At 50.0% G+C, this 24,843-nt stretch carries 21 protein-coding genes; 13 read left to right on the plus strand and 8 right to left on the minus strand.

From position 1 onward, the window contains the following. Positions 1-72: 72 nt before the first annotated feature. Entirely contained in the window at positions 73-486 is a 414-nt protein-coding gene (locus tag ACN0YH_RS04730; RefSeq protein WP_417378408.1) for a hypothetical protein, read from the minus strand. Positions 487-516: 30 nt separating this feature from the next. Next, positions 517-891, minus strand: coding sequence for a hypothetical protein (locus ACN0YH_RS04735; protein ID WP_417378409.1), 375 nt, complete (start codon positions 889-891; stop codon positions 517-519). A 185-nt stretch (positions 892-1,076) separates the two neighbouring features. On the opposite strand from ACN0YH_RS04735, the gene ACN0YH_RS04740 reads away from it, so the two are divergent. After that, positions 1,077-1,991, plus strand: a complete 915-nt coding sequence (locus ACN0YH_RS04740) for an alpha/beta hydrolase (RefSeq protein WP_417378410.1) — start codon at positions 1,077-1,079, stop codon at positions 1,989-1,991. Positions 1,992-2,072: 81 nt separating this feature from the next. Here ACN0YH_RS04740 and ACN0YH_RS04745 read toward each other — a convergent pair whose 3' ends face one another. After that, the gene (locus ACN0YH_RS04745) at positions 2,073-3,593 is read right to left on the minus strand and encodes a hypothetical protein (protein WP_417378411.1); all 1,521 of its coding nucleotides are present in this window, start codon (positions 3,591-3,593) and stop codon (positions 2,073-2,075) included. 193 nt (positions 3,594-3,786) lie between these two features. Here ACN0YH_RS04745 and ACN0YH_RS04750 point away from each other — a divergent pair, with 193 nt between their 5' ends. Continuing rightward, positions 3,787-5,511 (plus strand): FAD-dependent oxidoreductase, encoded by a 1,725-nt coding sequence (locus tag ACN0YH_RS04750; RefSeq protein WP_417378412.1) that lies wholly within the window; start codon positions 3,787-3,789, stop codon positions 5,509-5,511. Positions 5,512-5,552: 41 nt separating this feature from the next. On the opposite strand, the gene ACN0YH_RS04755 is transcribed toward ACN0YH_RS04750, so the two are convergent. Together ACN0YH_RS04755 and ACN0YH_RS04760 are read right to left on the minus strand one after the other, a co-directional pair. Then, a complete protein-coding gene (locus ACN0YH_RS04755; protein ID WP_417378413.1) occupies positions 5,553-6,680 on the minus strand; it encodes an NAD(P)/FAD-dependent oxidoreductase in 1,128 nt (375 codons plus the stop codon). Between the two features lie 9 nt (positions 6,681-6,689). Then, entirely contained in the window at positions 6,690-8,045 is a 1,356-nt protein-coding gene (locus ACN0YH_RS04760; protein WP_417378414.1) for a class I SAM-dependent methyltransferase, read from the minus strand. 507 nt (positions 8,046-8,552) lie between these two features. Between ACN0YH_RS04760 and ACN0YH_RS04765 the strand changes: the two genes are divergently transcribed. From ACN0YH_RS04765 to ACN0YH_RS04805, 9 genes are all read left to right on the plus strand, one after another. Beyond that, positions 8,553-9,893 carry a DUF1501 domain-containing protein gene (locus tag ACN0YH_RS04765; protein ID WP_417378415.1) on the plus strand — a complete coding sequence of 447 codons (1,341 nt, stop codon included), beginning with the start codon at positions 8,553-8,555 and terminating at the stop codon, positions 9,891-9,893. Positions 9,894-10,006: 113 nt separating this feature from the next. Then, on the plus strand, positions 10,007-11,836 hold the full coding sequence (recQ, locus tag ACN0YH_RS04770; RefSeq protein ID WP_417378416.1) for a DNA helicase RecQ: 1,830 nt from the start codon (positions 10,007-10,009) through the stop codon (positions 11,834-11,836). A gap of 361 nt (positions 11,837-12,197) precedes the next feature. After that, positions 12,198-13,127: a DUF1559 domain-containing protein gene (locus ACN0YH_RS04775; protein WP_417378417.1), complete on the plus strand. Its 930-nt coding sequence runs from the start codon at positions 12,198-12,200 to the stop codon at positions 13,125-13,127. Continuing rightward, a complete protein-coding gene (locus ACN0YH_RS04780) occupies positions 13,117-13,578 on the plus strand; it encodes a hypothetical protein (protein ID WP_417378418.1) in 462 nt (153 codons plus the stop codon). The genes ACN0YH_RS04775 and ACN0YH_RS04780 overlap by 11 nt, the downstream gene beginning before the upstream one ends. Before the next feature lie 120 nt (positions 13,579-13,698). Continuing rightward, positions 13,699-14,481 carry a DUF3386 family protein gene (locus ACN0YH_RS04785; RefSeq protein ID WP_417378419.1) on the plus strand — a complete coding sequence of 261 codons (783 nt, stop codon included), beginning with the start codon at positions 13,699-13,701 and terminating at the stop codon, positions 14,479-14,481. Between the two features lie 42 nt (positions 14,482-14,523). Then, positions 14,524-16,182, plus strand: coding sequence for a DUF4198 domain-containing protein (locus tag ACN0YH_RS04790; RefSeq protein ID WP_417378420.1), 1,659 nt, complete (start codon positions 14,524-14,526; stop codon positions 16,180-16,182). Between the two features lie 113 nt (positions 16,183-16,295). Continuing rightward, positions 16,296-17,096, plus strand: coding sequence for a hypothetical protein (locus ACN0YH_RS04795; RefSeq protein WP_417378421.1), 801 nt, complete (start codon positions 16,296-16,298; stop codon positions 17,094-17,096). A gap of 71 nt (positions 17,097-17,167) precedes the next feature. Beyond that, entirely contained in the window at positions 17,168-17,593 is a 426-nt protein-coding gene (locus ACN0YH_RS04800; protein ID WP_417378422.1) for an RrF2 family transcriptional regulator, read from the plus strand. Continuing rightward, the gene (locus tag ACN0YH_RS04805) at positions 17,586-18,932 is read left to right on the plus strand and encodes a PQQ-binding-like beta-propeller repeat protein (RefSeq protein ID WP_417378423.1); all 1,347 of its coding nucleotides are present in this window, start codon (positions 17,586-17,588) and stop codon (positions 18,930-18,932) included. Before ACN0YH_RS04800 ends, ACN0YH_RS04805 begins: the two co-directional genes overlap by 8 nt. A gap of 548 nt (positions 18,933-19,480) precedes the next feature. Here ACN0YH_RS04805 and ACN0YH_RS04810 read toward each other — a convergent pair. The 3 genes from ACN0YH_RS04810 to ACN0YH_RS04820 all read right to left on the minus strand — a co-directional run bounded on the left by ACN0YH_RS04810 (position 19,481) and on the right by ACN0YH_RS04820 (position 22,513). Next, the gene (locus ACN0YH_RS04810; protein WP_417378424.1) at positions 19,481-20,926 is read right to left on the minus strand and encodes a hypothetical protein; all 1,446 of its coding nucleotides are present in this window, start codon (positions 20,924-20,926) and stop codon (positions 19,481-19,483) included. A 58-nt stretch (positions 20,927-20,984) separates the two neighbouring features. Next, positions 20,985-21,389, minus strand: a complete 405-nt coding sequence (locus ACN0YH_RS04815; RefSeq protein WP_417378425.1) for a hypothetical protein — start codon at positions 21,387-21,389, stop codon at positions 20,985-20,987. A gap of 155 nt (positions 21,390-21,544) precedes the next feature. Further along, the gene (locus ACN0YH_RS04820) at positions 21,545-22,513 is read right to left on the minus strand and encodes a DUF1559 domain-containing protein (protein WP_417378426.1); all 969 of its coding nucleotides are present in this window, start codon (positions 22,511-22,513) and stop codon (positions 21,545-21,547) included. A gap of 364 nt (positions 22,514-22,877) precedes the next feature. Here ACN0YH_RS04820 and ACN0YH_RS04825 point away from each other — a divergent pair, with 364 nt between their 5' ends. Together ACN0YH_RS04825 and rimK are read left to right on the plus strand one after the other, a co-directional pair. Continuing rightward, positions 22,878-23,327, plus strand: a complete 450-nt coding sequence (locus ACN0YH_RS04825; RefSeq protein WP_417378427.1) for a GNAT family N-acetyltransferase — start codon at positions 22,878-22,880, stop codon at positions 23,325-23,327. 99 nt (positions 23,328-23,426) lie between these two features. Then, entirely contained in the window at positions 23,427-24,830 is a 1,404-nt protein-coding gene (gene rimK / locus ACN0YH_RS04830) for a 30S ribosomal protein S6--L-glutamate ligase (RefSeq protein ID WP_417378428.1), read from the plus strand. Positions 24,831-24,843: the final 13 nt, after the last annotated feature.

A 24,843-nucleotide genomic window follows, 5' to 3' on the forward strand; every position in this document is an offset into this window, starting at 1 on the left:
AATAACTTACTGACATATCATAACCTGATAAAACAAGAAAAGAAACTACTCCCAACGCGAACTGGACCGCAATTAAAAAGTGTCAGCATCATCATCCTGAAGTTTGCGATGATAACGAATCCATTCGATTGATTCGGCGGCAATTGAGGAAACGGTACCGATTCCGGGACAGATTTCAAAATCACTCTCAACCAGAAACTCCAACTGCTCCAACGCCCGTTTTTCGTTGAGATATCCTAGAGAATAAGCAGCATCGCCTCGCACTCCTGCAGAATCGTCAGTGAGCAAACTGAGTAAGACATTCACGCCGCGCCGATAATCTTTAGTGCGTCGATCAAGGTAATCCAGAGAATGACTCAGGCCTTCCGCAGCCATACCCCGACCACTATCCGCGTCCTCTCGATCCCGGTCCGTTACAATTTCAGCCGAGGACCCGTTCTGGGCTATCTCACATAATTGTTTCGTAAGTAATCTGGCAGCATCCACACTCAGTTTATCAATCCACTTGAGTGCATATTAAACATGATAGTGAATCCTGATCTCAGAATGTTTCGAAAGCAACTGCAGTAACTTTTTGAGGACCTTATCTCCTCCTATTAGTCCCAATGAATGACCACAAAGTCCCGGTAATGAAGTATCTTTTGAGAATAATCCCTGAAATAGAATCGGTAGGGAGTCCAAAACTTCAAATTCTCCAAAAATGAGTACCGCAACTCTCTGGCTCAGGGGATCGAGCTGATCGAATTGTTCGATTAAATCACTGATGGACTCGATCTTCAAATCACCAAAAACGCGTTCTGCTTTCGAAAAATTAATCCCCGCACCTGTCTGTCGAGAGATCTTCTTTTCAAAATACCGATTCAATAACTCACGTTCATCGAGTGAACTCATTCCAGCGTACTTTTTTAAAACTGATGAAACAGGACACAGTCTAATTGAAGCCATGCTGTTCGCAAATTAATCCGGTCAGCATACACATTGACTTTGATTCCGATATAATAGAGTTCGATTGGTTTCATGAGAAACAAATTCGAATCATTTTATATCTTTCCACTATATGAAAAGGATACGATGACATGCTGCGACTCCTGTTTTCCTTACTGCTTACGGTCTCATTTGCCTCTTCTGCGATATTTGCAGCCGACAAACCAAAGAACCCTCCGCCCACCCAGGCTGACGTGTCTTACGGTCCGTCTAAAATGAACAAGCTCGATTTCTGGCAGGCAGAAGGTGACGGTCCTCGCCCGCTTTTGGTTTACATTCATGGTGGCGGCTGGATCGGTGGCGATAAGGACAAGATCCGTAACATCCAACCTTTTCTTGAAAAGGGAATCTCCTTTGCTTCGATCAACTATCGCTTAACAGGTGAAGCGCCTCTTCCCGCTCCCGTTCACGATGCCGCCCGCGCCATACAGTTTATTCGCTCTAAGGCTGATGATTGGAACATTGACAAAGAGCGCGTCGCCTTAACCGGCGGCAGTGCCGGGGCCTGCACTTCAATGTGGCTCCTACTGCACGATGATCTGGCAGACCCCAAAGCCAAAGATCCAGTGCTGAGGGAATCCACGCGTGTTATCGCTGCCGCCGTTGCAGGGGGGCAGACATCAATCGATCCCAAAGTGATCGAACCCTGGCTCGGTCCTAATGTGCTCAAACATGCGATGATCTATAAATCGGTCGGCGGAAAAAGCATGGATGAAGTGATGGAAAACTACAAACAGCACGAGGCGCTGTACAAGGAATTCTCACCTTACAATCATCTGACCGCCGATGATCCTCCATTGTTAATGAGGTACAATAATAACATGAAACTGCCTTCTGAAAATGCAGGTCATGGCATCCATCACCCCGTGTATGGCGTTAAAATGAAAGAGAAAGCGGACAAAGCCGGAACCGAGTGTCACCTGTTGATTCCCGGCGTCTCAAAATCAAAAAAATACGCGACTTCCGATGAATTCCTGATGGACAAACTTTTAAACAAAGATTCCTGAACACAAACTTCAGAACAATCAGAACACAGAGACGGCTCCACCGATTTCGTCTCTGTGTTTTTTTATTGCTCTCCAGCGGACTCATTTCTCAAATAAGTCTGACGCCAGACGGGGATCGGACAGATCAAGCTGATACATGATCTGATTGTAATCATAGCGGGGTGTCTTGACCTCGTTTCCTGAAAACAGGGTCGTATATGTTCCTTCGAAGTAAATCAGCCGACCTTTCTCCCGGGCAAACAGGGGATGCTGTTTTGGGTTGTAAAAACTGTATTGATCATGCGTGACAATCTTTCGTCCCCATTTCCACGGGCCCAACGGACTTGCCGCTTCGGAATACCAGATTTCGCCCAGAACAGAAGTACCGAATTTCTGTAACCCGATCATCGTCCACTTACCGCGATACTCATTCCAGGCCACAGAACTGTTTTGGATTTCGACCCGTTTTTTCGTTTCGAGATCACGCAGTTGAAAGTATTGCTCATCCTTTTTTAGCTGTCCCTGCTGGATCAGTCTTTTCTCCAATTCACTGGTTAAAGGGGGTATCTGCTTCCGCCACTCGTAGCGTAACTGCCCCTCTTTATCTCGGTCTACGATCCACTTTGCGGCTTCTGTCCCGGGCTTGATGTAGGAATAGGTTTCATACTGTTTCAAGTCAGCCAGATCACCAGATGTCGCCGGAACACGAATCAACGGGGCAGCCAGTCCGAACAAAATGAAGTCCTGGCCTTCCATTTGATATTCTACCGGATGTCCGACCGGGTAGAGCGGGGCATCGAAATCAAAGACCTGCCGCTTTTCAAATTCTTTGAGCTCATCATTAAATTCGACCAGCCCCCGTTCATAAACGGTCAGAAGGTCCTTAATCTTGACGTATTTCGCGAACAGTCGTTCGTTTCCCTGGTGATCGCGTAACGTAACCAGACCATCAATCCAGGTGGGTCCCGGCCCCGGCATATCACATGTCTTTTTGGCAAAGCCATTCTGATCCAGAAAATAATTCAGATTGACGCCCTCCTGAATCGGCAGCCCTCCCTGATCTGGCAGCTCAGAAACAGCGCCTGGCACGGAAAAATTCCCCAGAGGATAGCCAGGCTGATTCGTATCTCCCCAGAACCAGTACATCCGGTTTTTGTACTGCGCATTCACTACGCTATCGGAACCGAGCACGCGACCATTCAACACAGGCTGCAGAGTCGGGACAGCAGCCCCCGTCAGTAGACTGTCTCGATAAATCCCACCTCCCGTCACACGGTACAATCGCTCTGCGATATTGACCCGCTTCATTTCCAAGGTGACTTTTCCTCCGTGAGTGACTTTGATTTTTTTACCCTTAAATCCAAACCCATCCACAGGATATTCATACCCATGACTGCGAATAAAAAAGTAGACTTCCTGATTCATCAACCCGGGCTCATTGATCGCGGCGATACCATTACTGTCAGTGACATACAGGATCTGATTAACCGTCTCCAGTTCAACCAGCGGTATCCCCCGTTTCGACTCGGAATCTATGACCGTAATCTGAAAATATTCTGCTGCCAGAATAAGTCGAGGCACTCCCAATAGCAGGAGGTAGAACAGACATCGAAGATTTTTCATAACAATTCCTGACCGTTGCACTTCAATCAATTCCAGTTTTAAACAATCACATCGTTTCATTTATCACTTTCCACTGGTAGATTAGCCACGATATACTTAAGATAATTACGAAACAGTACTATGACTGAGGCTACCCCCATGTAACGCTTACCTGATCGCCATCTCTTTCTTGATCGCTTTGAACAACATGAATATGCAACGACGACGTTTTTTACAGCAATGTGGTATCTACGGCTCCGGAATCTTCAGCCTCGACTTTCTCCATGCATTAGAATCACGGTCCTGTTCCGCAGCGAACCCACGTGAGCAAGCTGCAGATATTGTCATCATCGGAGCCGGGCTGGGAGGCTGTGCTGCTGCTCTGGCAGCCTGCCGTAATGGCGCTCGTGTGATTCTCACCGAGCCCACAGACTGGATCGGCGGACAGATCTCTCAACAGGCGGTTCCCCCCGATGAACACAAGTGGATTGAATCGTTTGGCCGCACCGAATCGTATGCAAAACTGCGAACGCTGATTCGTGACTATTATAAACAATATTATCCATTGACCAGCAAGGCCCAAAAGACGACCAATCTGAATCCGGGCAATGGTTCTGTTTCACGCATCTGCCATGAACCGAAAGTCGGGATTGCAGCACTGCAATCCATGCTGGCTCCCGCCATCAGCAGCGGCCAACTGACCCTCTTACTCAATACACAACCGCTGTCAGCCGAACTGTCTGGTGATAGAATCACTGCTGTTACGTGTCAGACACAGGGAACAGGACATCCCGTCACCCTCCATGGAGCGTACTTCATCGACGCCAGCGAAGAAGGGGACCTGCTGCCATTAACAAAAACAGAATACGTCCTCGGTGCAGAATCCCAGACAGAAACCGGTGAGCCACATGCTCCAGAGAAAGCAAATCCTCAGAATATCCAGTCGTTCACACATTGCTTCGCTATCGACCACCTGGCAGGGGAAGATCACATCATTGAGCGGCCGGCAATGTACGACTTCTGGAAAGCTCATACCCCACCTTTGACACCCGCCTGGTCAGGGAAGATACTCTCACTCGCTTATTCCTCTCCGCGAACTTTAAAACCAAAAGCACTCGCGTTTGTTCCTTGTGGAAAAGAAACTCCTGCTCCGAAGACCCGGTCTCTGAACCTCTGGCTGTACCGCCGGATGATTGATCGTAATAATTTTACACCTGGGTCCTATCAAAGTGATATTACCGTCATCAACTGGCCTCAAAACGATTACATGCTGGGCAATATCACCGATGTCTCTCCTGCAGAAAGAGAAAAGCATCTCACAGCCGCCAAACAACTCAGCCTGTCTTTGTTATATTGGCTGCAAACCGAAGCTCCTCGTCCAGATGGAGGCCAAGGCTGGCCTGGACTGCGACTGCGAAATGACATCACCGGCACAGAGGACGGTCTGGCTAAATATCCTTACATCCGAGAATCGCGTCGTATCCGTGCAGAAACAACAATCAAAGAACAGGACCTGACTTACTCAGAACGACTTAAAGTTCTGGGGAAAGATCACAAACCACTGCTGGCAAAACCGTTTTCCGACACCGTGGGAATCGGTTACTATCACTTGGATCTGCATCCCAGTTCTGGCGGTGATAATTATATTGATATGGGGAGTGTCCCTTTCCAGATCCCCCTGGGGGCCATGATACCAGAACGGGTGGAAAACCTGATCCCAGGCTGCAAAAACATAGGCACCACTCATATCTCTAATGGTTGTTATCGACTGCATCCGGTGGAATGGTCGATTGGCGAAGCAGCCGGTGCCCTCTGCTCACACGCCATAACCAGTCAAACGACGCCACGTCAGATCCGCAATACACCACAAAAGCTCCAGGAGTTTCAGTCATCACTAACGAAGCAGGGAATCGAGCTCGAATGGTCTCGCCTCAGTTAATATAAAGATTCGCTGAATCCGCAATCCGAAGGGATTCTGAATCAACTGCGTACCAGTGGTGGCAGATGCTGTTGTAAAAACCAGCGTCCCAGCAAAACATTACGAGTAAACCAGTGTGTGGAGATGAGATGTCTGCCCAGGAACTGACGAACAGGAGCGGGGATGATACTGCCAGCAGGTTTATCAGGCCAGGGACCAAACCGATCCAGCAGTTTCTGTTGATAATCCTGTAACTGATTTTTTTCATACAGCCCCTGACAATGCTGAAGTACATCAGCTGCCATCAGCCCGGACTCAATGGCTGGCCGAATTCCTTCTCCGCTTTGCGGCGAGGCCAGACCGGCAGCATCTCCAATCAATATGACTCCCTCATCTACAATCGTGCGTTTCTGCAGCCCATACAGTCGATAAGCGTGCCCTTTGAATTTCCCCAGGATCTCTCGGGGGACGCGTCCTTCCAAATCCAGAAATTGAATGAACTCGTCCCGTGCAGCAGAAAGCTGCTTTTCTCCCTCTCGACCAATGCCCACGTTGAGAAATTCGCCTTTTAAAAAGCACCAGGCATAACCCCTTAAATCGGGACTGAAATACAATTCAGGCCGTTCCGGTTGCACACGACAAACTTTTAACTGTTCCGAAGTCAGTTGAAACTCAGTCTCTTGTGCCAGCACGACCGTATGTTCGGATTGTTTCTCAGGGTTTAACCAGCGGGCCACAGGACAAAAATGTCCCCCAGCCCCCACAATGACCTTTGCCTGCAGAGTTCCGTTCACCAGCCAGCCAGTTTCCGTTCGTTCCAATGAATGAAATTTCTCTCCCAGTCGCGTTCTTGCCCCACAACGGTTTAAAAGATAATCATCAAACTCACGACGCCGAATCCCATAACTGACGGTCTGCATATATTCCGTTTGAACTGCAGCCCCTCCGATGATCCCGGTCCGAAAGCGGGTGATGGGTTGCAGGACATGCGACTTTTGATAGTCTGCCAAATCCAGACTCAGCAGGTCAACGACTGCCGGTGTGATCCAGCCGGCACAGACTTTGTCTCGCGGAAAGGTCGCCTGATCGAGGATCAGAACATCCAGACCTGACTCTCGCAGACCCCACGCGCAGGAAGAGCCTGCCGGTCCACCTCCCACAATCAGTACATCACAGCTTTCAGGTTGCATTACGTTTGCTCACTTTGCCTGGACTTGTTCTCGTTCATCCGCATACAAATTCGCTCGTGTCCAGGGGATCTCGTTATTGTCACCATTCGTAAAAACGACTTGAAACAACTGTAATGAACCGGAACGGAATGCCGCAACGGAAGCAGACAGATACAGACGCCAGGTGCGAATAAATTTCTCGTCGAACATCTCACTCACCTGATCCAGATGCTGCTCATAGCGTTGCAGCCAGTGTTCCAGCGTAACAGCGTAATGCAATCGTAGATTTTCCACATCCAGAACGGAGAATTTCTGCGGTTCAAAAATCTGCATCATTTCGCTCAAGCTGGGAACATGAGCACCAGGAAATATTCGATGTGTCGTCCAGCTATCCAGAGTGCGCGGTGAATTACAGCCGATGGAGTGAATCAGCCCACGCCCCTGCGGATTCAAACACCGTGATATCACTTCGCCAAGTTGCTCATAATTTTTCAGGCCGACATGTTCCAGCATTCCGACGGAAACAAAGGCATCATAAGTCCCGGTAATATTGCGCCAGTCATCTTCAACAAATTCCACCTGCTGCGACAGGCCTTCCCTCTGAGCTCGATCGCGGGCATAAGCAAGCTGCTCTCGTGAAATATTATAGGCTCTGACTTTCACACCATAATTCCTGGCCATATGCAGCGCCAGTGCTCCCCAGCCACATCCCGCTTCCACAACCGTATCACCGGATTTCAGCCCCGCCTTGCGACAAACGTGGTCCATCTTTGCAATTTGAGCCTCTTCCAGAGACATCTCCGGATCCGCAAAATAAGCACAGGTGTAAGCCAGTTGTTCATCAAGCCAGAGCTGATAAAAATCATTGCCGATATCGTAATGATGATGAATGTTACTTCGGGCGGCATCAATCGTATTGCGTTTTAACCAAGCCAGGCTACTACGCAACCGATCTCGATAAAAGTGTTTTGTATCAACAACATGTGTGCAACAATCAATCGCCTCATTGAAGGCAACCAGACCACCTTCCACCTCGATCAATCCCTGAGTGTAGCCATCTCCAAAATACAGGCTGGGGTCGATCAACAATTTATAGAGCGTACTACGATTGTGAATATGGGCACGGACCGTGGGAGGGACTGGTGATGTAGTGATCACACTCTCGTCCCACAATACCACTTCAATTTCAGGATTCCCGGCCTGCTTGAGCATAGTTCGCATCAACCAGCGATCCAAGGCTGTCGATTTACCGTGAGGGGAAGGGGGGGGCGAACTCACAGAAAGTCCAGGCAGCATGTCCTGGCTTTCTCTGCCCGGCGGCTGGTCTCCAGACTGGTTCCCTGAGGATGCAAGCCTGGGTGTCGATTCAGATTTGGCTGGATTCACTTTGGATCTCCCGAACTGCAACGATCAGAATTTCTCTGTAAAAAGTGCTTACGATTCCCTCGACCTGACACTTCAACACGGCTTTAAACTTTACCCTGTTTCATATTCTCGCAGTCCGAATCAAAATTTCAAATTATTTTTAATAATCTCTGCAGGAATCCTACATTTTTAATCGCTTGATACATTTTTCACTTCCTATTTTTGATCTGAAATGCCGGTAATCATTCGATATTAACGACTGGATAAACTCTTTCAGCAATCCGCTCTTTTCGGTGATATTCAGTTTCGCAGTACTGATTTCGCAACAACGGTCGATAAAATATAAAGATTCTACTAAGAACTATTTTTCTCACTTCGAGGAACACTTTCAGTATTTGGGCTTGGAAATCACTGATCGGAAGTGCTACAATCCAATACATCAATGAATCCTGATCATTGATCCACACCAAAATCGCTCACCACAATATCTACACTAAACTCCTGCCTGTCCTTGAGAAAGGAATACCGATGCTGTCAATCTGGGGACCAGAGAAGAAGCTCTGTGATCGTGTTTCACGTCGGGAAATTCTGAAAATTGGCGCACTGGGTTTAGGTGGTATGAGCCTGCCTCAGCTGCTGCAGGCAGAGTCACAATCAGGTAGCAGCAAACGTCAAAAAGCAGTTATCATGATTTACATGTGTGGTGCCCCCTCGCACCAGGATATGTATGACCTGAAGATGGATGCCCCTGCCGAAATCCGAGGTGAGTTCCGGCCAATCGAGACCCGCGTCCCCGGATTCCAGATCTGCGAACACCTGCCACGCCTGGGTAATATCGCCGATAAAATCATTCCCCTGCGTTCCGTGCATGGCTCTCCCAACGGTGCCCATGACTCCTTTATCTGCTATACCGGTCGCACGACCCGAAATCAGCCGGCTGGTGGCTGGCCTTCGATTGGTTCGGTCGTTTCAAAACTTCAGGGACCTGCGAATCCCGCAGTCCCTCCTTTCGTCGGACTTTCTCCTGATACGGGTCATCCCCCTTATGGCTCTCCGGGGCTGCCGGGATTTCTAGGAGTCAGCAATTCCGCGTTTCGTCCTTCTGGTCCCTCTCGTAAAAACATGGTTCTGAATGGGATTGACGAATCTCGACTGAATGACCGTAAACAACTGCTGGCCTCCTTTGACCAGTTTAAACGAGAAGCTGATGCCAGCGGTTCCATGCAGGGCATGGACGACATGAATCAGCAGGTGTTCAATATTCTGACATCCAATCGCCTGGTCAATGCACTCGACCTCTCGCAGGAAGATCCTGCAATCCGTGAGCGTTATGGCAAAGGGGATCCGAAAAACTACGGCGATGGTGCCCCCAGAAACCTGGAGCATTTCCTGATGGCACGACGGCTGGTGGAAGCTGGTGCCAGAATTGTGACTCTCAATTTCGGTCGCTGGGATTTTCACAGTAACAATTTTGGCGGTTTGAAAAAGACACATCTCCCACAGTTTGATCAGGGATTAGCAACATTGATCGAAGATCTGCATGAACGGGGGATGGCAGATGACGTCGCTGTCGTTGCCTGGGGCGAATTTGGTCGGACTCCCAAAATCAATAAAGATGGCGGACGCGATCACTGGCCCGCCGTCGGTGGTGGACTTTTGGCAGGTGGTGGTTTCAAAACCGGTCAGGTCATAGGGAGTACTGATCGACTGGGAGCCCAGGTCGCTGATCGTCCGATTCACTTCGGCGAAGTTTTCGCCACACTCTACCGCCATCTGGGAATCGATTATCAAACTGCTCCCATTCAGGATCTCTCCGGTCGTCCGCACTATCTGGTAGATGGCTATGACCCACTTCCGGAAGTATTTTAAGCCTCTTAACTGAGCTCCAGAAATCCATCCTTTAGCTTTTCTACGCGACCCGTTACGATAGGTATCGACATTGCTGAATGTTTTTCTCAGACGATACTGATACAACGGAATAAATGATGACCCGCGCTGGAATGGATGACGCTTTACTGGATGTGCTGCACGAATACTGGGGCTATGCGGAGTTCCGTCCCCTGCAGCAGGAAGCGATGACAGCCGTACTGGATGACCGGGACTCGCTGGTCGTACTGCCGACAGGCGGAGGTAAATCGCTCTGCTATCAGGCTCCTGCACTCTGCAGGGAAGGGACAGCCGTCGTAGTCAGCCCCCTGATCTCACTCATGAAAGACCAGGTCGATGCACTCCGTGTCTGTGGTATTTCTGCAGCCTGCCTCAACAGTTCTCTGGATCAGGAAGAATCACGTCAGGTCCTGCGCGATGTCCGGGCCGGCAAGATCAAACTCTTGTATGTCGCCCCGGAACGACTGATGCTCGAAAACATGCTCTGCCTGCTGGCAGAGATCAACCTGTCTTATATTGTCATTGACGAAGCACATTGCGTCAGTATGTGGGGACACGATTTCCGCCCCCATTATCGTGAACTGTCGGAATTGAAAAACATCTTTCCCCAGTGTGGAATTCATGCTTACACAGCGACTGCTACGGAAGATGTTCGCTCAGATATCGCCGTACAACTGGGGTTAAAAACCCCTGAAATCCTAATCGGTTCCTTCGATCGTCCCAACCTGACTTACTCCGTCGCGCGACGGGCCGATCGATTTAATCAGGTCTGTACGGTATTGGATCGACATCCCGGAGAACCCGGCGTAATCTACTGTATTTCCCGTGCCGATGTTGAATCGTTGAGCGAATCGCTTAACGATTCCGGTTATGAAACACGTCCTTACCATGCAGGATTGCCGGATGGAGAACGGGCAGCGAATCAGGAAGACTTTATTCAGGACCGGGTCGACGTCATTGTCGCGACGATCGCGTTCGGCATGGGAATCGATAAACCGAATGTGCGTTATGTCATTCACGCCGGCTTACCCAAGTCGCTGGAAAATTATCAGCAGGAGAGCGGACGGGCAGGGCGGGATGGTCTGGAAGCAGAGTGCGTTTTGCTCTATTCAGAACAGGATGCGATGATCTGGAAGCGAATTCTGGATGATCAGCCCGATGAATCGAAGGCGAGCGCATTGCAGTCGCTGCGGGCCATGCAGAACTACTGCCATGCATTTGACTGTCGACACCGTTATCTGATGCAGCATTTCGGACAGGATCTGGAACAGGATTGCGAAACAGGCTGCGATCTCTGTCGCGGTGATTTTCAGAAAGTAGAAGATGCCCAGGTCATCGGGCAGAAAATCCTGTCCTCCATTTTCAGACAGGATCAGAACTTTGGATCTTCCTACACGGCTGCAGTACTGAAAGGTTCAAAAGATAAAAAAGTCCTGGCGAACGGGCACGATAATTTAAGTACATACGGCCTGCTCAAAACAGAAAGTCTTGCGACGATCCGAAACTGGATCAACCAACTGGTATCTCAGGGATATCTAACCAAAACAGCCGAGTATCAACAACTCCGCATTACTAAAACCGGCAGGCAACTCCTGAAAGGGGAACTCACTCCCCAGTTGATGCGAACGACGGAAACCGGCAAATCCGAGACAAATCGTAGCTCAAAGAACGATTTGTCCCATTTGAACTGGAAAGGTGTCGACCAGGATCTCTTCGAAAGTTTACGCATACTACGTAAGGAGATCGCAGGGGAAAAAGGGATTCAACCATATATGGTCTTTGGAGATGCGACCCTCAGAGAACTGGCGCGTCACAAACCACAGACACTACCGCAATTCCTGGAGACCTGGGGGGTAGGACAGAAAAAGTGTGATGACTTCGGGCAGCAGTTTCTGGATTGCATCGCCGCGCAACCAGAAAATTGACACATCCTATCCTGATTCATTTACAGGCTTTACGTCATAGTTATCAACGACGATTATCTCATGATTTTCGACTGACTTTATTTTCTGATTGAAATCATTCAGATAGTGAGAGCCCATTCTCAGCCCCACTCGCGACAGAGAATTTCCTGTTTTTCCACAAAATGCTGATAGAAAAACTTGCAGGACAGGGAAGCTCTTTATACGATCCCCTTATTGAGATTGAGTTTCAATTTCAATCAGCCAGCAAGCAAAGATGGCGTTTCTCCATTTGTAGCCAGCCAGCCAGATCAAACGGGCATTGAAAGATCTCACAATCTTTCAAATTCATCACACTGGTATTTTCTACAATTCAGGAGAAATCATGCTATCCCGCTATCGCAAGAAACGCGCCTTCACACTGATTGAGCTACTCGTCGTCATTGCAATCATCGCTATTCTGATCGCTTTACTGCTCCCCGCTGTTCAACAGGCACGCGAAGCAGCCCGCCGGACTCAATGTAAAAACAATCTCAAGCAAATTGGCCTGGCTGTCCACAATTACGCCGACGTTTACACCTGTCTGCCTAATGCCAACTGTGGCAATGAGGATTCAATTACAAGTGGAGGCAGCCTCTTTGTTTCAATCCTCCCCTTCATAGATCAGTCAAATGCCTACAACCTCTATAATTTTAGTTTAAATAATTCAGACCCCTACAATGTAGAGGTCACTTCACAGATGCTGCCGTTCTACCTGTGCCCCACCTCTCCCATGAGACGTGCTGTGCCCAGTTGTTCGGATGATAATGGCCGAGCTCCCGGACATTATGCCGTTTGTGGAGGTACGGAAGACTACAATATTTACTGGTCCCACTATGGGGATCCGGTTCCTGAGCAGAATGGTGCGATTGTCTATACTGGAAGTACCGCTGGAAAAATCCGGTTTAGAGACATTACTGATGGCACCACAAATACACTGCTAATTGGGGAAACCGCTTATAACCTGCCCGATTATAAATTTACCAGTTCCAGTTCTAGCTGTAATGGTCAGTCACGATATGGATACACTTACTGGGCTAACCCTTATCCCGGCTCGACTGTCTGTTTCACCGCTGCAGATTTCAACCCACACGATGTAGCCGATGATTCCGTTTTTGACAGCAACTGGAGAAAATCATTTCGCAGTGACCATGTCGGTGGCGTGCAATTTGTTTTGGTTGATGGTTCCGTGCGTTTCATCTCTGAAAATATCGATGCTACGCTGCTGGATGCACTGGCAACCCGCAACGGTGGGGAGGTGATCGGTGACTTTTAAAACACTGACTCTTCTACTCTGTTTGTCCCTCCTCTTTTCCGGTTGTGGTGCTTCAAATCAGGAGTTTTCCCGGGCCGCCGTTCGCGGGATCGTCAAACTAGATGGCGATCCCCTTCCCGAGGGAGTAATCAGATTTATTCCCACAGATGACAACAAAGGCCCCCAGGCATCCGTTACCATCCACCATGGAATATTCTCGATTGGTGAAGATTTTGGACCTGTCGTGGGCACCAACCGCATTGAGATCATCTCGACGGATGATGGCGGTTTTGCACCCGATGATGAACAGGCAATCGAAAAAATGAAAGCAGCGGGAATCAAGCGAATCAAAGTCTTGAAAGTTCCTCCGCAATACAATCGACGCAGCACGCTTACGAAATCCATCACAGCCGAGGGAAAAAATGATTTAGTTTTCGAACTCACTTCAACCCCTGCTAAAAAGAGTAACTGAATCAAGCGCGATCAAATGAATGGCCAGCCTGCTGATACCAATTGATATCAGAATCGTATGAATTGCACTGGCTGATAAAACCCCAGAAACCCTGTTCAAAAAACTCCTGTGGAGAATCAAATGCTACTCCGTGAAAACATAAAACGTGAACTGAAACAATGGGGGCTGGCCGGCTTAATCGTCCTGCTCTCACTTTCCGCAACGATTCAGTGGTCGCCTGCCCGGGACCAACCCAAGCTGGTTTCCAATCCCAATAAAGAGGCTGCCACTCAATTGTATCAGAAAGTCAGGGAAGCCCGCGCAACCTGGCGTGATTTCCCTGGTTTCACGGCCGATGTCCGTGTCCAATACAATGGAAAGAGTACCACAGGCAAACTGACGGCTGACAAAGATTTCAAAGTGAATCTCTCCCTGGAAGACAATTCGCTTTCTGAGTGGAGCCTGCCCAAATTGAACTCGGTAATCGGGCATCGTAAATATCGCAAGCAGGAGCCGATCCCCGCCACGTTCGCCGATGATGAAGTAAATCACCCCCTGGGCCGACTGGTCAACATTGATGGCAAAAGCGTATCGTTTCGACTACAGGGTGATGTCATGACTGAAGTCCATCGTCGTTCGGACAAATCCTGGTTCACAATTTCCACGCTGGACGTCTGGCGTACGAAAGAAAACGAGGTACTGCCGCGTGATACTTCAGTGATCTACAGAGATCCCAAGTCAGGGGCCATTACTGGAAATCGCAGCAATACGTTTGCATTCACCCGCATTGGAAACTTCGATCTGCCATCCAATATGCTGACTATCGAAACCGGTGAGAATTTTGAACGAAATGTCGGCTCGATCACACTCTCCAACCATCGTTTAGCTTCGCCTGAAGCATTGTCTCAGGCTCAATCCAGATAAAGTTCCCACTACTACTTTCACCCGTTTAAGAAGAGTAACCTCATGAAGACGTTTCAATGGACCGCAGCTGTCGTCTGCCTGCTGGCTGCTTCAATTACCAACCAGGCGTTCGCGCATTTCCTCTGGCTCCTGCCTCAAGCAGAAGGAAAAAATAATGCCGCCAAGGTTCAACTCTATTTTGGGGAAGCAGCAGAACCCGATGATCCGGATCTGCTCAAGCCACTGACCGGTATTAAAATCTGGGAGAAAAATGCCAAAGGCAAGCTGGAAACGTACTCGCTTACAGCCGGTGATGACTCATTGTTCATCACACCGGAACCCCAGGGAGCAGGTCGCGCCGCTTACGGTCTGAGCCACACCTATGGCGTCATCACCCGTGGAGAGAGCCAGTTCCTGCTCCAGTATTATGCAAAAACCTATCCCCAGAAAAGCCAGCGTGTCTGGAGTAAAATCTCCTGCACAGAACAGCTGCCTCTGGATATTGTCCCTACCCTCAAAGGGGACGAAGTCACTCTGCAGGTCAACTGGCAGGGCAAAGCACAGGCAGATGTCGAACTCAAAATCATCGGTCCTAAAACCAGTGATGCCTCAGTCACCGCTGCCACCAACGCCAAAGGTCAGCACCAGTTCAAACTGGTAGAAGGTGTTTACTCAATTCGGGCAAAATTCGTCCAGGAGAAAAAAGGCGAACATAAAGGGGATAAGTATGACAGCGTGCGTCATTACTCCACTTTGACTCTGCCCTTTGTCGCTGTTGCTGAAAACAATAAAACAGCTGCCACTTCTGAAGCAGCTACTGACAGCAAATACCCTCAGCTGCCCGAAGGAATTTCCAGCTTCGGTGCTGCCGTCAGTGGAGATTATCTCTATGTTTATAGTGGTCACATCGGTCGTGCTCACGCTCACAGTGCTGATAACCTCTCGAAGAATTTTCAGCGTCTGAACCTCAAACAGCCTTCCAAATGGGAATCATTGCCCATCAAAACCCCACTGCAGGGTTTAGCAATGGCTCCGCACGGAGAAAGCGTCTACCGCGTCGGCGGACTCTCCGCTTACAATAAGAAAGACGAAGACTCCCTGATGGAATCTCTACCGACTGTCGAACGGTTTTCTCCTGATAAGAAAGCCTGGGAAGCTGTCACAGCCATGCCCACCGGTCGCTCTTCTCACGACTCCGTCTTTCTCGGCGATAATTTATACGTCGTCGGTGGCTGGACCATGCGAAAAGAGGACGAATCGATCTGGCAGGAAGACATGCTGGTCCTCGACGCCTCTCAGGAGAAACCACAGTGGAAAACCATTAAACAACCCTTCCAGCGCAGAGCACTCTCCGCCGCTGCACACCAGGGTCAAATTTATGCAATGGGTGGCATCGACGCTGACGGAGACATCAGCCATGAAGTCGATGTCTTTTCTCCTGAAACCGGAAAATGGACCAAGGGACCAGAGCTGCCAGGCAGCACCATGAATGGCTTCGGCACCACCGCCTGGAGTATTGACGGCAAACTGTATTTCAGTGGTATGGATGGTGGCGTCTACCAGTTGGACCAGAAAAACAACAGCTGGAAAAAAGCAGGCACCCTGGCCACACCACGTTTTTTCCATCGTCTCCTGCCGGATGGCAATGGTGGTCTGCTCGCCATCGGCGGTGCTTCCCGTAAAGGACACCTCAAAACGATTGAGCAGGTCAAACTGAATTAGCAATCGTCTACTGTATGAAGAGACAAGAGCTCTGCTCTGGATACGCCCCATTTCCGGGAGCTCTTGTCTCTCTTCTTTATATACGAACCTGTCTCTTTTCCGGAGAGTGCGAGATGGATCCTCAAAATATACTGCAGAAAGCAATTGGTCTGTTTCGACAAGGGCTGCAATTTCAGGCTCTCGAATGGCTCGCAAAACTCTTGGAGACACAGCCCGATTCCGGTAAAGCATGGGAACTCAAAGGATTGATTGAAGATTCTCTGAGCTGGCAGCATGCTTCCATCCACTCGCTTGAAACTGCTACCACCCTGATTCCGCTTTCTGCCTCGGGGCAGTACGTCCTGGCAAAAAACTACCTGGAGACTGACAAAACGGCTCTGGGAAGTTCTGTGTTCGCAATTCTACTGGAACGCAACGATATCCCGGACCGCCTGCTACCAGCCATCGCGGCTTTTCTCAGTCGATTCCCGAATCTTACCTATCTGGCTTTATCTGCCAGTCGAAAAGCTGTCGAACAGAATCCGGAATCTGGGGACTCCCTGTTGAGCATGGCTTACTTCATGGAGAAACTGAGGTACCCGTATCAGCAGATCGCAGGCATACTTCGCAAAGCCGTCTCACTTGATCCGGATAATCGACACTATCGAATCGCGTTAAGTAACGTGCTGATGCAGGCAGGGCAGCTCAATGAAGCATGGAAAACAGTCAGAGAAATCAGCCAAAATCAACTTCAGCAAATTCAATGTTCCAATTGCCTGAAGAAACTGATTCACATATTTACGGAAGCGGAAGACCACAGTCGACGTGACTACTGCCTGAGCCTTCTATCGCAATGGCCTTCAACAGACACTTCATCTACCAGCAGTCCACCGCCCGACAGGATCTCCAGCCCCTATAACTTTCTGAATCGGTGAATCTTGCGCAACCTGTAGCGGCTGTTCGAATTCGATCCGTATTCAATATGAACCAGCAACGAGTCAGTAACATGATTTCTCAAACCGAAGCATATGCTCTGCGAGCCATGACCTGTCTGGCATTTCGTTTTCCCGATTACATGACTCGAGATCAACTGTCCCATGCGGCAGACGTCCCCCATGCCTATCTCCCTAAAATCATGCTGGAACTGAATCGAACCGGTCTGATTCGCTCGCAGCGGGGACAGAATGGCGGCTATGCTTTGATTCCGACTCCGCAGGAAATCTCCCTGCTCGATGTGATCAAATCAATCAAAGCGGGCTCTCAGCGCGAATTGTATCAGTGGAACTCGGAAACTTCGAATGAAGTCCGACAACTCGATCAACACCTGAATCATACTTTTTCCATGCTGGAGACCAGTCTCGAACAGACATCCCTGGCAGACATCTTCAACAAATCAAACCGACCATCTACTGAGGTAACTGACTGTGTTTAATAAATCATCCCTGTTCTTATCCATTGTCGTCCTGCTGAACGCTGCGGCTACGCAGGCTGCAGACACCTGGACCGGATTTCGTGGCACGGGCTCCAACATTTCCACCGCCACAAACCTGCCTTTAAACTGGTCTCCTACTCAGGGAATCCGCTGGAAGCAAACGGTACCCGGCTATGGACAGTCTTCTCCCGTCATCTGGAAAGACAGGATTTTTGTGACCTCTATCGAAGGACCACAACAGGAAAAATGCTTCATTCATGCCTACGGGCTGGCAGAGGGAAATCTGCTCTGGAGCAAAGAATTCCCAGCCAGCCAGACTAAAAAGACTTCCTCTATGGTTTCGCGGGCTGCCCCGACACCCGCTGTTGACGAGCAGGGCATCTATACCTTCTTTGAAAGCGGCGATGTCATCGCCTGTTCGCATACCGGTGAAATACTCTGGCAGCGTTCACTGGTCAAGGATTACGGTCCCTTTGTCAGTAATCATGGCATCGGAAATTCACTTGCACAGACGCAGGACCAGTTGATTGTATTAACCGCCCATGATGGTCCTTCCTATCTGCTGTCACTCGATAAAAAGACGGGGAAGAATCTCTGGAAAACAGATCGCGAAGCAGGCGTCGCCTGGACTTCCCCCGTCATCGCCGATCGTTCTGGCACACCCGAAATCATCGTCAGTGCCAAAGGAACGGTCATCGGTTACCAGGGACTGACCGGCGAAATGCTCTGGACTTTGTCCGGCATCAGTGGCAATACCATTCCCTCTGCATCCGTTTTCGAAGACTATGTCTTAATTGGTGCCGCCACCGATCGCCGCAACCCGAATGCCGCCAAGGCCAGTGAATCCAACTGCTGCCTGAAGCTGGTTACAAAAGATGGAAAACCGACTTATAAAATCCTCTGGAAAGCGGAAAAAGCGGTCTCCTATTACTGCACTCCACTCGCCTACGAAAGTTGTGCCTACTTTGTGAATAAAGTCGGTGTCGTCTACTGCCTGGACCTCAAAACCGGCAAGCAGCTCTATGCAGAACGTCTGTCCGGTCCCTGCTGGAGCTCGCCGCTCGCCGCAGGTGACAAGATCTACTTCTTCACCAAAAAAGGAGTCACTGACATCATCCAGCCTGGCCCCACATTCAAACTGCTGGCCTCCAACGAACTCTTCGCAGACGAGCCGGAAAAGCCCAAACCGGAAGTCAGCTCTAAAGAAAGAGCTGGGCGTGGCTCAGGAGGCGGTTATCCACAGTTGGGATCAACCATCTACGGCGCCGCAGCCGTTGACCAGGCACTGTTGATTCGGACGGGCACAGAACTCTACTGCATCGAAGCACAGAGTAAATAACCCCCTGCAAATAGAGATGAGAAATACAAATCCACTCTGAACTGTTCAGAGTGGATTTTTTTGCAACTGCCCGGTTTTCACCAGACAATATTTCAGTTGACAGCTTCCTGCATCTCGCGATACTCCGCAAACTGCGTCGCGCGCGTGTCCACTTTCGCGAGAACTGCTTTTTGGGAATACCTGAACCGATATGTCTTTTATTCCACTGGGCATCCATTGTTTTCATTCGCCTCTCTGATCAATGATCAGTGAATTTATCTGCGGATCAACACACATCCGCCTGGATCGTGCTGATATCGTTCCTGTATCGGCACAAATCACCACTATATCGCTTCCTATCGCCACAGGACTGCTCTTGACCTGTTGTTGTCCTTAACAAAAATAACATCCACATCTTGACCTCCCCTGACAACTGATTCTGACATCGAAACAGCCCCCCGGAACATACCCTTCGCGCGGCGCTGGATCGAAAAAGATCCACACAGATTCTACCCGATGTTTCTTCCTCATCAGTAGATGAAAATTCGGCACTTGCCGATCAACAACCGTCAGTCTCCCTGATCCTGTTGTCCGACCGCAATCACCTTCGTGGGCACTCCAGGCACAGAAAATTCGCCCATTGGCTCCAATGTTTCCAGTGACAGTGCTTTCACCTTTCCCGTCCCCGGTTCTGACCAGAACCCATAGCGGCCCGCCTGATCGAATGCGATCGAGTGGTGACCATAATGCCCCTCCACTTTGCTGGCACCTACCTTCATTGTTTTGAGTAGTCTGGCATCCTGAAATTCCAGGTCTCCATCCGGGTCCAGTTCGATCACACTGAGTAATTCATCCTGTTCCAGTTCCTGCGGATGATTGTGAAATACGAACGCCAGCCGTTTCCCCCATGCTGTCTGGCAGATCTCTAAAGAAACCGGAGAGTTCCCTGTCCACATCGGCAATGGCACGGAAATCAGCTCCGGCGTATCAGGCTTGGCATCCAGCAGACACAAGCGTGCTTCTGGTCCTTTTCCGGATACAAACAGGACATAATTTCGATGCGTTTTGAAAGCCCCCGTACGATGGGGCTTCTGAGTTTCCTGATCAACACCCAATGAAATATACTGCACATTTACCTGCTGCTGCTCAGAGGGCAGGGGATTCCGATCTGCTTCACACCAGCAGATCCCATCCGCGGGTGCAAAGAAAACTTTCCCGGCACAGGTCGTCACGCCATGAATGGCCCCCGTGGGCAGTGAAAACGAATAACAGATTTCCGAATTCCCTTCAGGCAGAACCCGGGTGACATCAATCAGCCCTTTCTTTGGTCCCCCACCGGCAATCCAGGACGCGTAACCAGTAGTCCCATCCACGACAGCCAGGGTAATGTGCTGGCCACCCCCCTGCTGAAATCCCGCTGAAATCGGCTTTTCCGGTTGATCCCGATAACTCTGAGGATCTATCCGCGTGTAGCCTGAATTTCGATCGTTGGCCAGGTAATAGACTCCCTGGTAACAATACAGGTGGGCCGGATTCCCCTGCAGATCATCTAACTGAGACTGCACCACGCGAGGCTCCTGATTGAATTTCCAGTGCGCGTGATCTCCATGCGTTTCTTCCTCCACCCCGGTCTCCAGAAAAACCCAGCCACTCTGGTTGGTACCATCTTCTCGATCACGTACTCCTACCAGCATCGTTTGCAGCGAACTTTCCATCTGGACCAGATTCTGTTGTTCCGCATCCAGTTTGGGAAATCCCGAAACCACATTAGGAGTTGACATTTCCAGTATCTCTCCCTTTCCCTTTAGAATGTCAGCCCAGCGTACTGTTTTCCCTGCATGATCCTGAATAAACAGACGACAGACAGGCTCTGCTTTCTTAGACCTGGCAACATCAACCTCTTTCTTTGTCTCAGTCTGCTGAGCTTCAGAACCGGCGTCGGCGGCTCCGCATCCTGAGATCAGCAATGCCATCAGTAACACAATAGAACATCGCTTCCGAAATCCTGAATTCATTTTGCACCTCTACTCTACATTTCTAATGGTAATTAATTTTCCGAGGAAACCACCACAATCACTGCGCGTCCGAACGATACGGGTTTCCCGTCCCTTCCCTGAACTGATAATGCCCCCGCGAAAACTCCACGTATGACCAGAGTGGCCCGTCAACGGTTCCCTGCATCCAGTAAAACCGCTTTCGATTCTGAACCCCGTGATAAATAACCGGAGTTCCTGCTACAGCAGGGCTCCCCGCCATGCCAGGCTGTATTTCAAAAAAACGACTTAACACCGCGGCATCGGAACCGCTGAGCCTCTCTTCCCGCTGCCAGTTCACACCCCCTTGCTTAAATTTGTCTGGTGCCGCGAACTGGGGGATAGCTGGCAAAGTCGTCCTCTCTTCAGTACAACCGCCTGCTAAAAATAGCCAACAGGTCATGAACAGGTAAAACCGGATGAACGGTTCTTGCATCGAAATCATGGTTCACTCTCACCACTTTCGCATTGTCTCTTTGAAAAGCTGAAAGAAATTGATACGAGTCCACTAAACTGTGCCCCCGTTTCTGTAACATCTCCAGAGTCAGTGGGACCGAGCATATTAAGTACGCGCGACGCTACAATAAAACGGGACACAGTCTAGAACTCGCCGAGCACATTCCCATCCGCACGACCGAACAGATCACGCAGCGTCTGCAGATGTACGTTCTCACTCACAAACCGCACACTTCCATCACAGAGCAGAACATTGGCACCACCAATATGCAGACTGCGTGCCCCCGAAATCACCTCACCATGATGTGTCACATCCGGGTTCGGGGAATTGGGCGGATAATAGCCGTGCACCAGTGTGGTATAGCCAAGATTGCGAATCCAGCTTGCCGCGCGTCTCCCCTCATATCTGGTAGCGGCACGTCCTGCGAGATCATCCGAGCTCACAGTGCAGGGTCCACCTCCACTGACACGTTTCATCTGACGGTCGGCATTCAGTAAAGTGGCCGTATCAGGACCGCGATCCCCAAACAGCGTTTCAGCCATGAAAATCGTATTCGAAGTCCCGTCGGTGATGTCACGAAAACGCGTGGAAGAGCCCCGCCAGAACAGACCGTCATTCTCGGAAGAGCAATACGAAATGTTCTGCCCCGAGCCGCCATTCACCATATAATTCGACCCGGCCCAGACCGTTCCATTATCATCGATGTGATAAGCCGAACCCGCATCGCTGGAACACAGAAAGACCGGCAAAGCCTGCTGTGCCACAAGCTCCAGTGCCGGATTGATCGTCGCTGCCCAGGCAGGCCCCGTTAACAGCGGTTCCCGGAAATCAATCAGATCATGCAGATTTCCCTGATCAAGATAAGGCAGCAGTTGTGCCGAAGGAGAATATCCATACAGCGAATCAGCAGCCATTAACGGAAGCCGCGAGTGTGTTTCATGATAATTGTGCAGTGCCAGTCCCAACTGCTTCAGATGATTTTTGCATTGAGTCCGCCGCGCTGCTTCCCGCGCCATTTGCACTGCCGGCAACAATAACGCAATGAGAATCGCAATAATGGCAATCACCACCAGTAATTCAATTAACGTAAAACCTCTTCGTAAACGTTTCATTTCCCCTCCCGTTTTCGGTCAAACAATTTACAGACAGAACCACAGAAAACGAATCAGGTTGTTCTGTTTCCGTCCTCTTCTCAAAACCGGATTCATCCTAACAACCAACAACACATTGTAAATACAAATCAATTGCTTTTACATACATTAATCATATATTCTCTTCTCCTTGAATTTCTGACGAATGCAGATCTTGAAGGTTGTCACTGCTCACTGGTTTGCAGTAAAAGCAGACAACTGCTGCTTTTCGAAAGACAAAAAATGACCGTTTGACAGTCTGAGGTGTTAAACCTGCCACCGTGGATTAGCAGATTTCATCAACGACCGTTTATTCATTCCGCTTGAAATAGACTGCGAGCGTCCTATGAAACCGATCTTCATCCGACAGGCTGTTCTTGCCGATCTCGATGTACTCGTATCTCTGTTCGATGCTTACCGACAGTTTTATGGACGTCCCAGTGATGTCATAGCAGCCCGGGAGTTCCTTCTGGATCGATTTCAGCACGGGGAATCAGTCCTGTTCCTCGCGTTTCAAGCCGATACACCGGTGGGCTTCACTCAACTTTATCCCTCGTTTTCCTCGGTCTCGCTCGCCCGCACCTTCATCCTGAACGATCTATACGTGACTCCGGAAGGGCGGCGGCAGGGCATCGCAACTCAACTCCTCGCAGCAGCAGTAGACTACGCGCACAGTGTCAATGCCATTCGTCTTTCTCTCTCCACTGAGATTACCAATGAAACTGCGCAAGCCCTCTATCTGTCCGCCGGCTGGAAGCAGGAGGAACAGTTCCTGGTCTATCATCTGACGCTCTGATGCCATATCCTTATAATCCGGATTCTGCCCGTCTTAAGCGAAACTCCGTCAATCACGACCCACTCAACCTGGATAATCCCAGATAGAATAAATTGTTCCATGAAAGAGAATACATCCAAGCAGATCATTGGCAGTGAAGAATGGTGTGCCTTTCCCGACCTCGGCCTGCCTGCCATCAAGGCCCGAGTCGATTCAGGAGCGAAGACCTCATCCATTCACGCATTCAACGTGCAGAAATTCCGTAGACAGGGGGAGACCTGGGTCAGTTTCGAGGTCCATCCTCTGCAGAACAACCGCCGGATAGTTGTTCGCTGTGAACGGCCAATCGTCGATAAACGGGTCGTTAAAAGTTCCAGTGGCATCTCGGAAACCCGCTACGTCATTCTGGCCACACTCAAAATCGGCGATCAAGCCTGGGAAATTGAATTGACCCTGGCCAACCGCGATTCCATGGGTTATCGCATGCTGCTCGGTCGTGAAGCCATGAGTGGCCGCATGCTCGTGGATCCTGCCATCAGTTTCTGTATGGGCCAGGTGACGGGAGATACACTCAACCAGCACTACGGCAAACGCGAGCAGGCCCGCAGTGGGATGAAAATTGCGCTGCTCGCCAGTAACCAGGAACTATACAGCAATCAGCGCATTCTGGAAGCAGGTGAGGAGCGGGGCCATGTCATGGAATTTCTGGATATCAAACAGTGCTATATGAAACTCGATGCCGTCGAACCCGAAGCCCACTATCGGGGTGGCTCCATTCTGGATGATCTCGACGCGGTTATTACGCGTATTCGCCCCAGCATCACCTACTACGGCTGTGCACTCGCGCGTCAATTCGAGAGCATGAACGTCCTCACCGTCAATACATCCACGGCCATTACTCAGTCGCGCGATAAACTCTATTCACTGCAGTTGATGCTCAAGAGCGGCATTAACATCCCCACCACCGGTTTTGCGAATTCCCCCATCGATACCAACGACCTGATTGAAATGGTCGGGGGAGCACCGCTGATTGTCAAACTGCTGGAAGGCTCTCAGGGGCGAGGGGTTGTACTCGCGGAGACTCGCAAAGCGGCCGAGTCCGTCATCAACGCCTTCAAGGCCCTTCGCGCCAATCTACTCGTCCAGGAGTTCATCAAAGAAGCCGACGGCAAGGACCTGCGCTGCTTCGTCATCGATGGAAAAGTCGTTGCGTCCATCCAGCGCGAAGCTGCCCCCGGGGAATTCCGCGCCAATATCCATCAGGGGGGGACCGCTTCGGTAGTCAAAATCACCCCCACCGAACGCCGCCTGGCCGTCAAAGCCACTAAAGCGCTGGGGCTGATGATTGCTGGTGTCGACATCATCCGCTCTAAAAACGGTCCACTCCTGCTCGAAGTCAATTCATCTCCCGGTCTGGAAGGCATCGAAGCTGCCACCGGCAAAGACATCGCCGGCATGATGATCGCTGCCATCGAGAAAAAGCTGGAATGGAAGCGGGAACTCAGCGGCAAACGCCATAAATAACAATCTGCCCTCG

It is taken from the genome of Gimesia sp. (genome assembly GCF_048262075.1).
Classification (GTDB): domain Bacteria; phylum Planctomycetota; class Planctomycetia; order Planctomycetales; family Planctomycetaceae; genus Gimesia.

Coding starts and splice junctions, on each gene's coding strand:
- ACN0YH_RS04765 (WP_417378415.1), top strand. CDS start 8,553: ATGCTGTCAATCTGGGGACCAGAGAAGAAGCTCTGTGATCGTGTTTCA.
- ACN0YH_RS04750 (WP_417378412.1), top strand. CDS start 3,787: ATGCAACGACGACGTTTTTTACAGCAATGTGGTATCTACGGCTCCGGA.
- ACN0YH_RS04775 (WP_417378417.1), top strand. CDS start 12,198: ATGCTATCCCGCTATCGCAAGAAACGCGCCTTCACACTGATTGAGCTA.
- ACN0YH_RS04815 (WP_417378425.1), bottom strand. CDS start 21,389: ATGATTTCGATGCAAGAACCGTTCATCCGGTTTTACCTGTTCATGACC.
- rimK (WP_417378428.1), top strand. CDS start 23,427: ATGAAAGAGAATACATCCAAGCAGATCATTGGCAGTGAAGAATGGTGT.
- recQ (WP_417378416.1), top strand. CDS start 10,007: ATGATGACCCGCGCTGGAATGGATGACGCTTTACTGGATGTGCTGCAC.
- ACN0YH_RS04785 (WP_417378419.1), top strand. CDS start 13,699: ATGCTACTCCGTGAAAACATAAAACGTGAACTGAAACAATGGGGGCTG.
- ACN0YH_RS04735 (WP_417378409.1), bottom strand. CDS start 891: ATGAGTTCACTCGATGAACGTGAGTTATTGAATCGGTATTTTGAAAAG.
- ACN0YH_RS04740 (WP_417378410.1), top strand. CDS start 1,077: ATGCTGCGACTCCTGTTTTCCTTACTGCTTACGGTCTCATTTGCCTCT.
- ACN0YH_RS04755 (WP_417378413.1), bottom strand. CDS start 6,680: ATGCAACCTGAAAGCTGTGATGTACTGATTGTGGGAGGTGGACCGGCA.
- ACN0YH_RS04810 (WP_417378424.1), bottom strand. CDS start 20,926: ATGAATTCAGGATTTCGGAAGCGATGTTCTATTGTGTTACTGATGGCA.
- ACN0YH_RS04800 (WP_417378422.1), top strand. CDS start 17,168: ATGATTTCTCAAACCGAAGCATATGCTCTGCGAGCCATGACCTGTCTG.
- ACN0YH_RS04820 (WP_417378426.1), bottom strand. CDS start 22,513: ATGAAACGTTTACGAAGAGGTTTTACGTTAATTGAATTACTGGTGGTG.
- ACN0YH_RS04795 (WP_417378421.1), top strand. CDS start 16,296: ATGGATCCTCAAAATATACTGCAGAAAGCAATTGGTCTGTTTCGACAA.
- ACN0YH_RS04825 (WP_417378427.1), top strand. CDS start 22,878: ATGAAACCGATCTTCATCCGACAGGCTGTTCTTGCCGATCTCGATGTA.
- ACN0YH_RS04745 (WP_417378411.1), bottom strand. CDS start 3,593: ATGAAAAATCTTCGATGTCTGTTCTACCTCCTGCTATTGGGAGTGCCT.
- ACN0YH_RS04790 (WP_417378420.1), top strand. CDS start 14,524: ATGAAGACGTTTCAATGGACCGCAGCTGTCGTCTGCCTGCTGGCTGCT.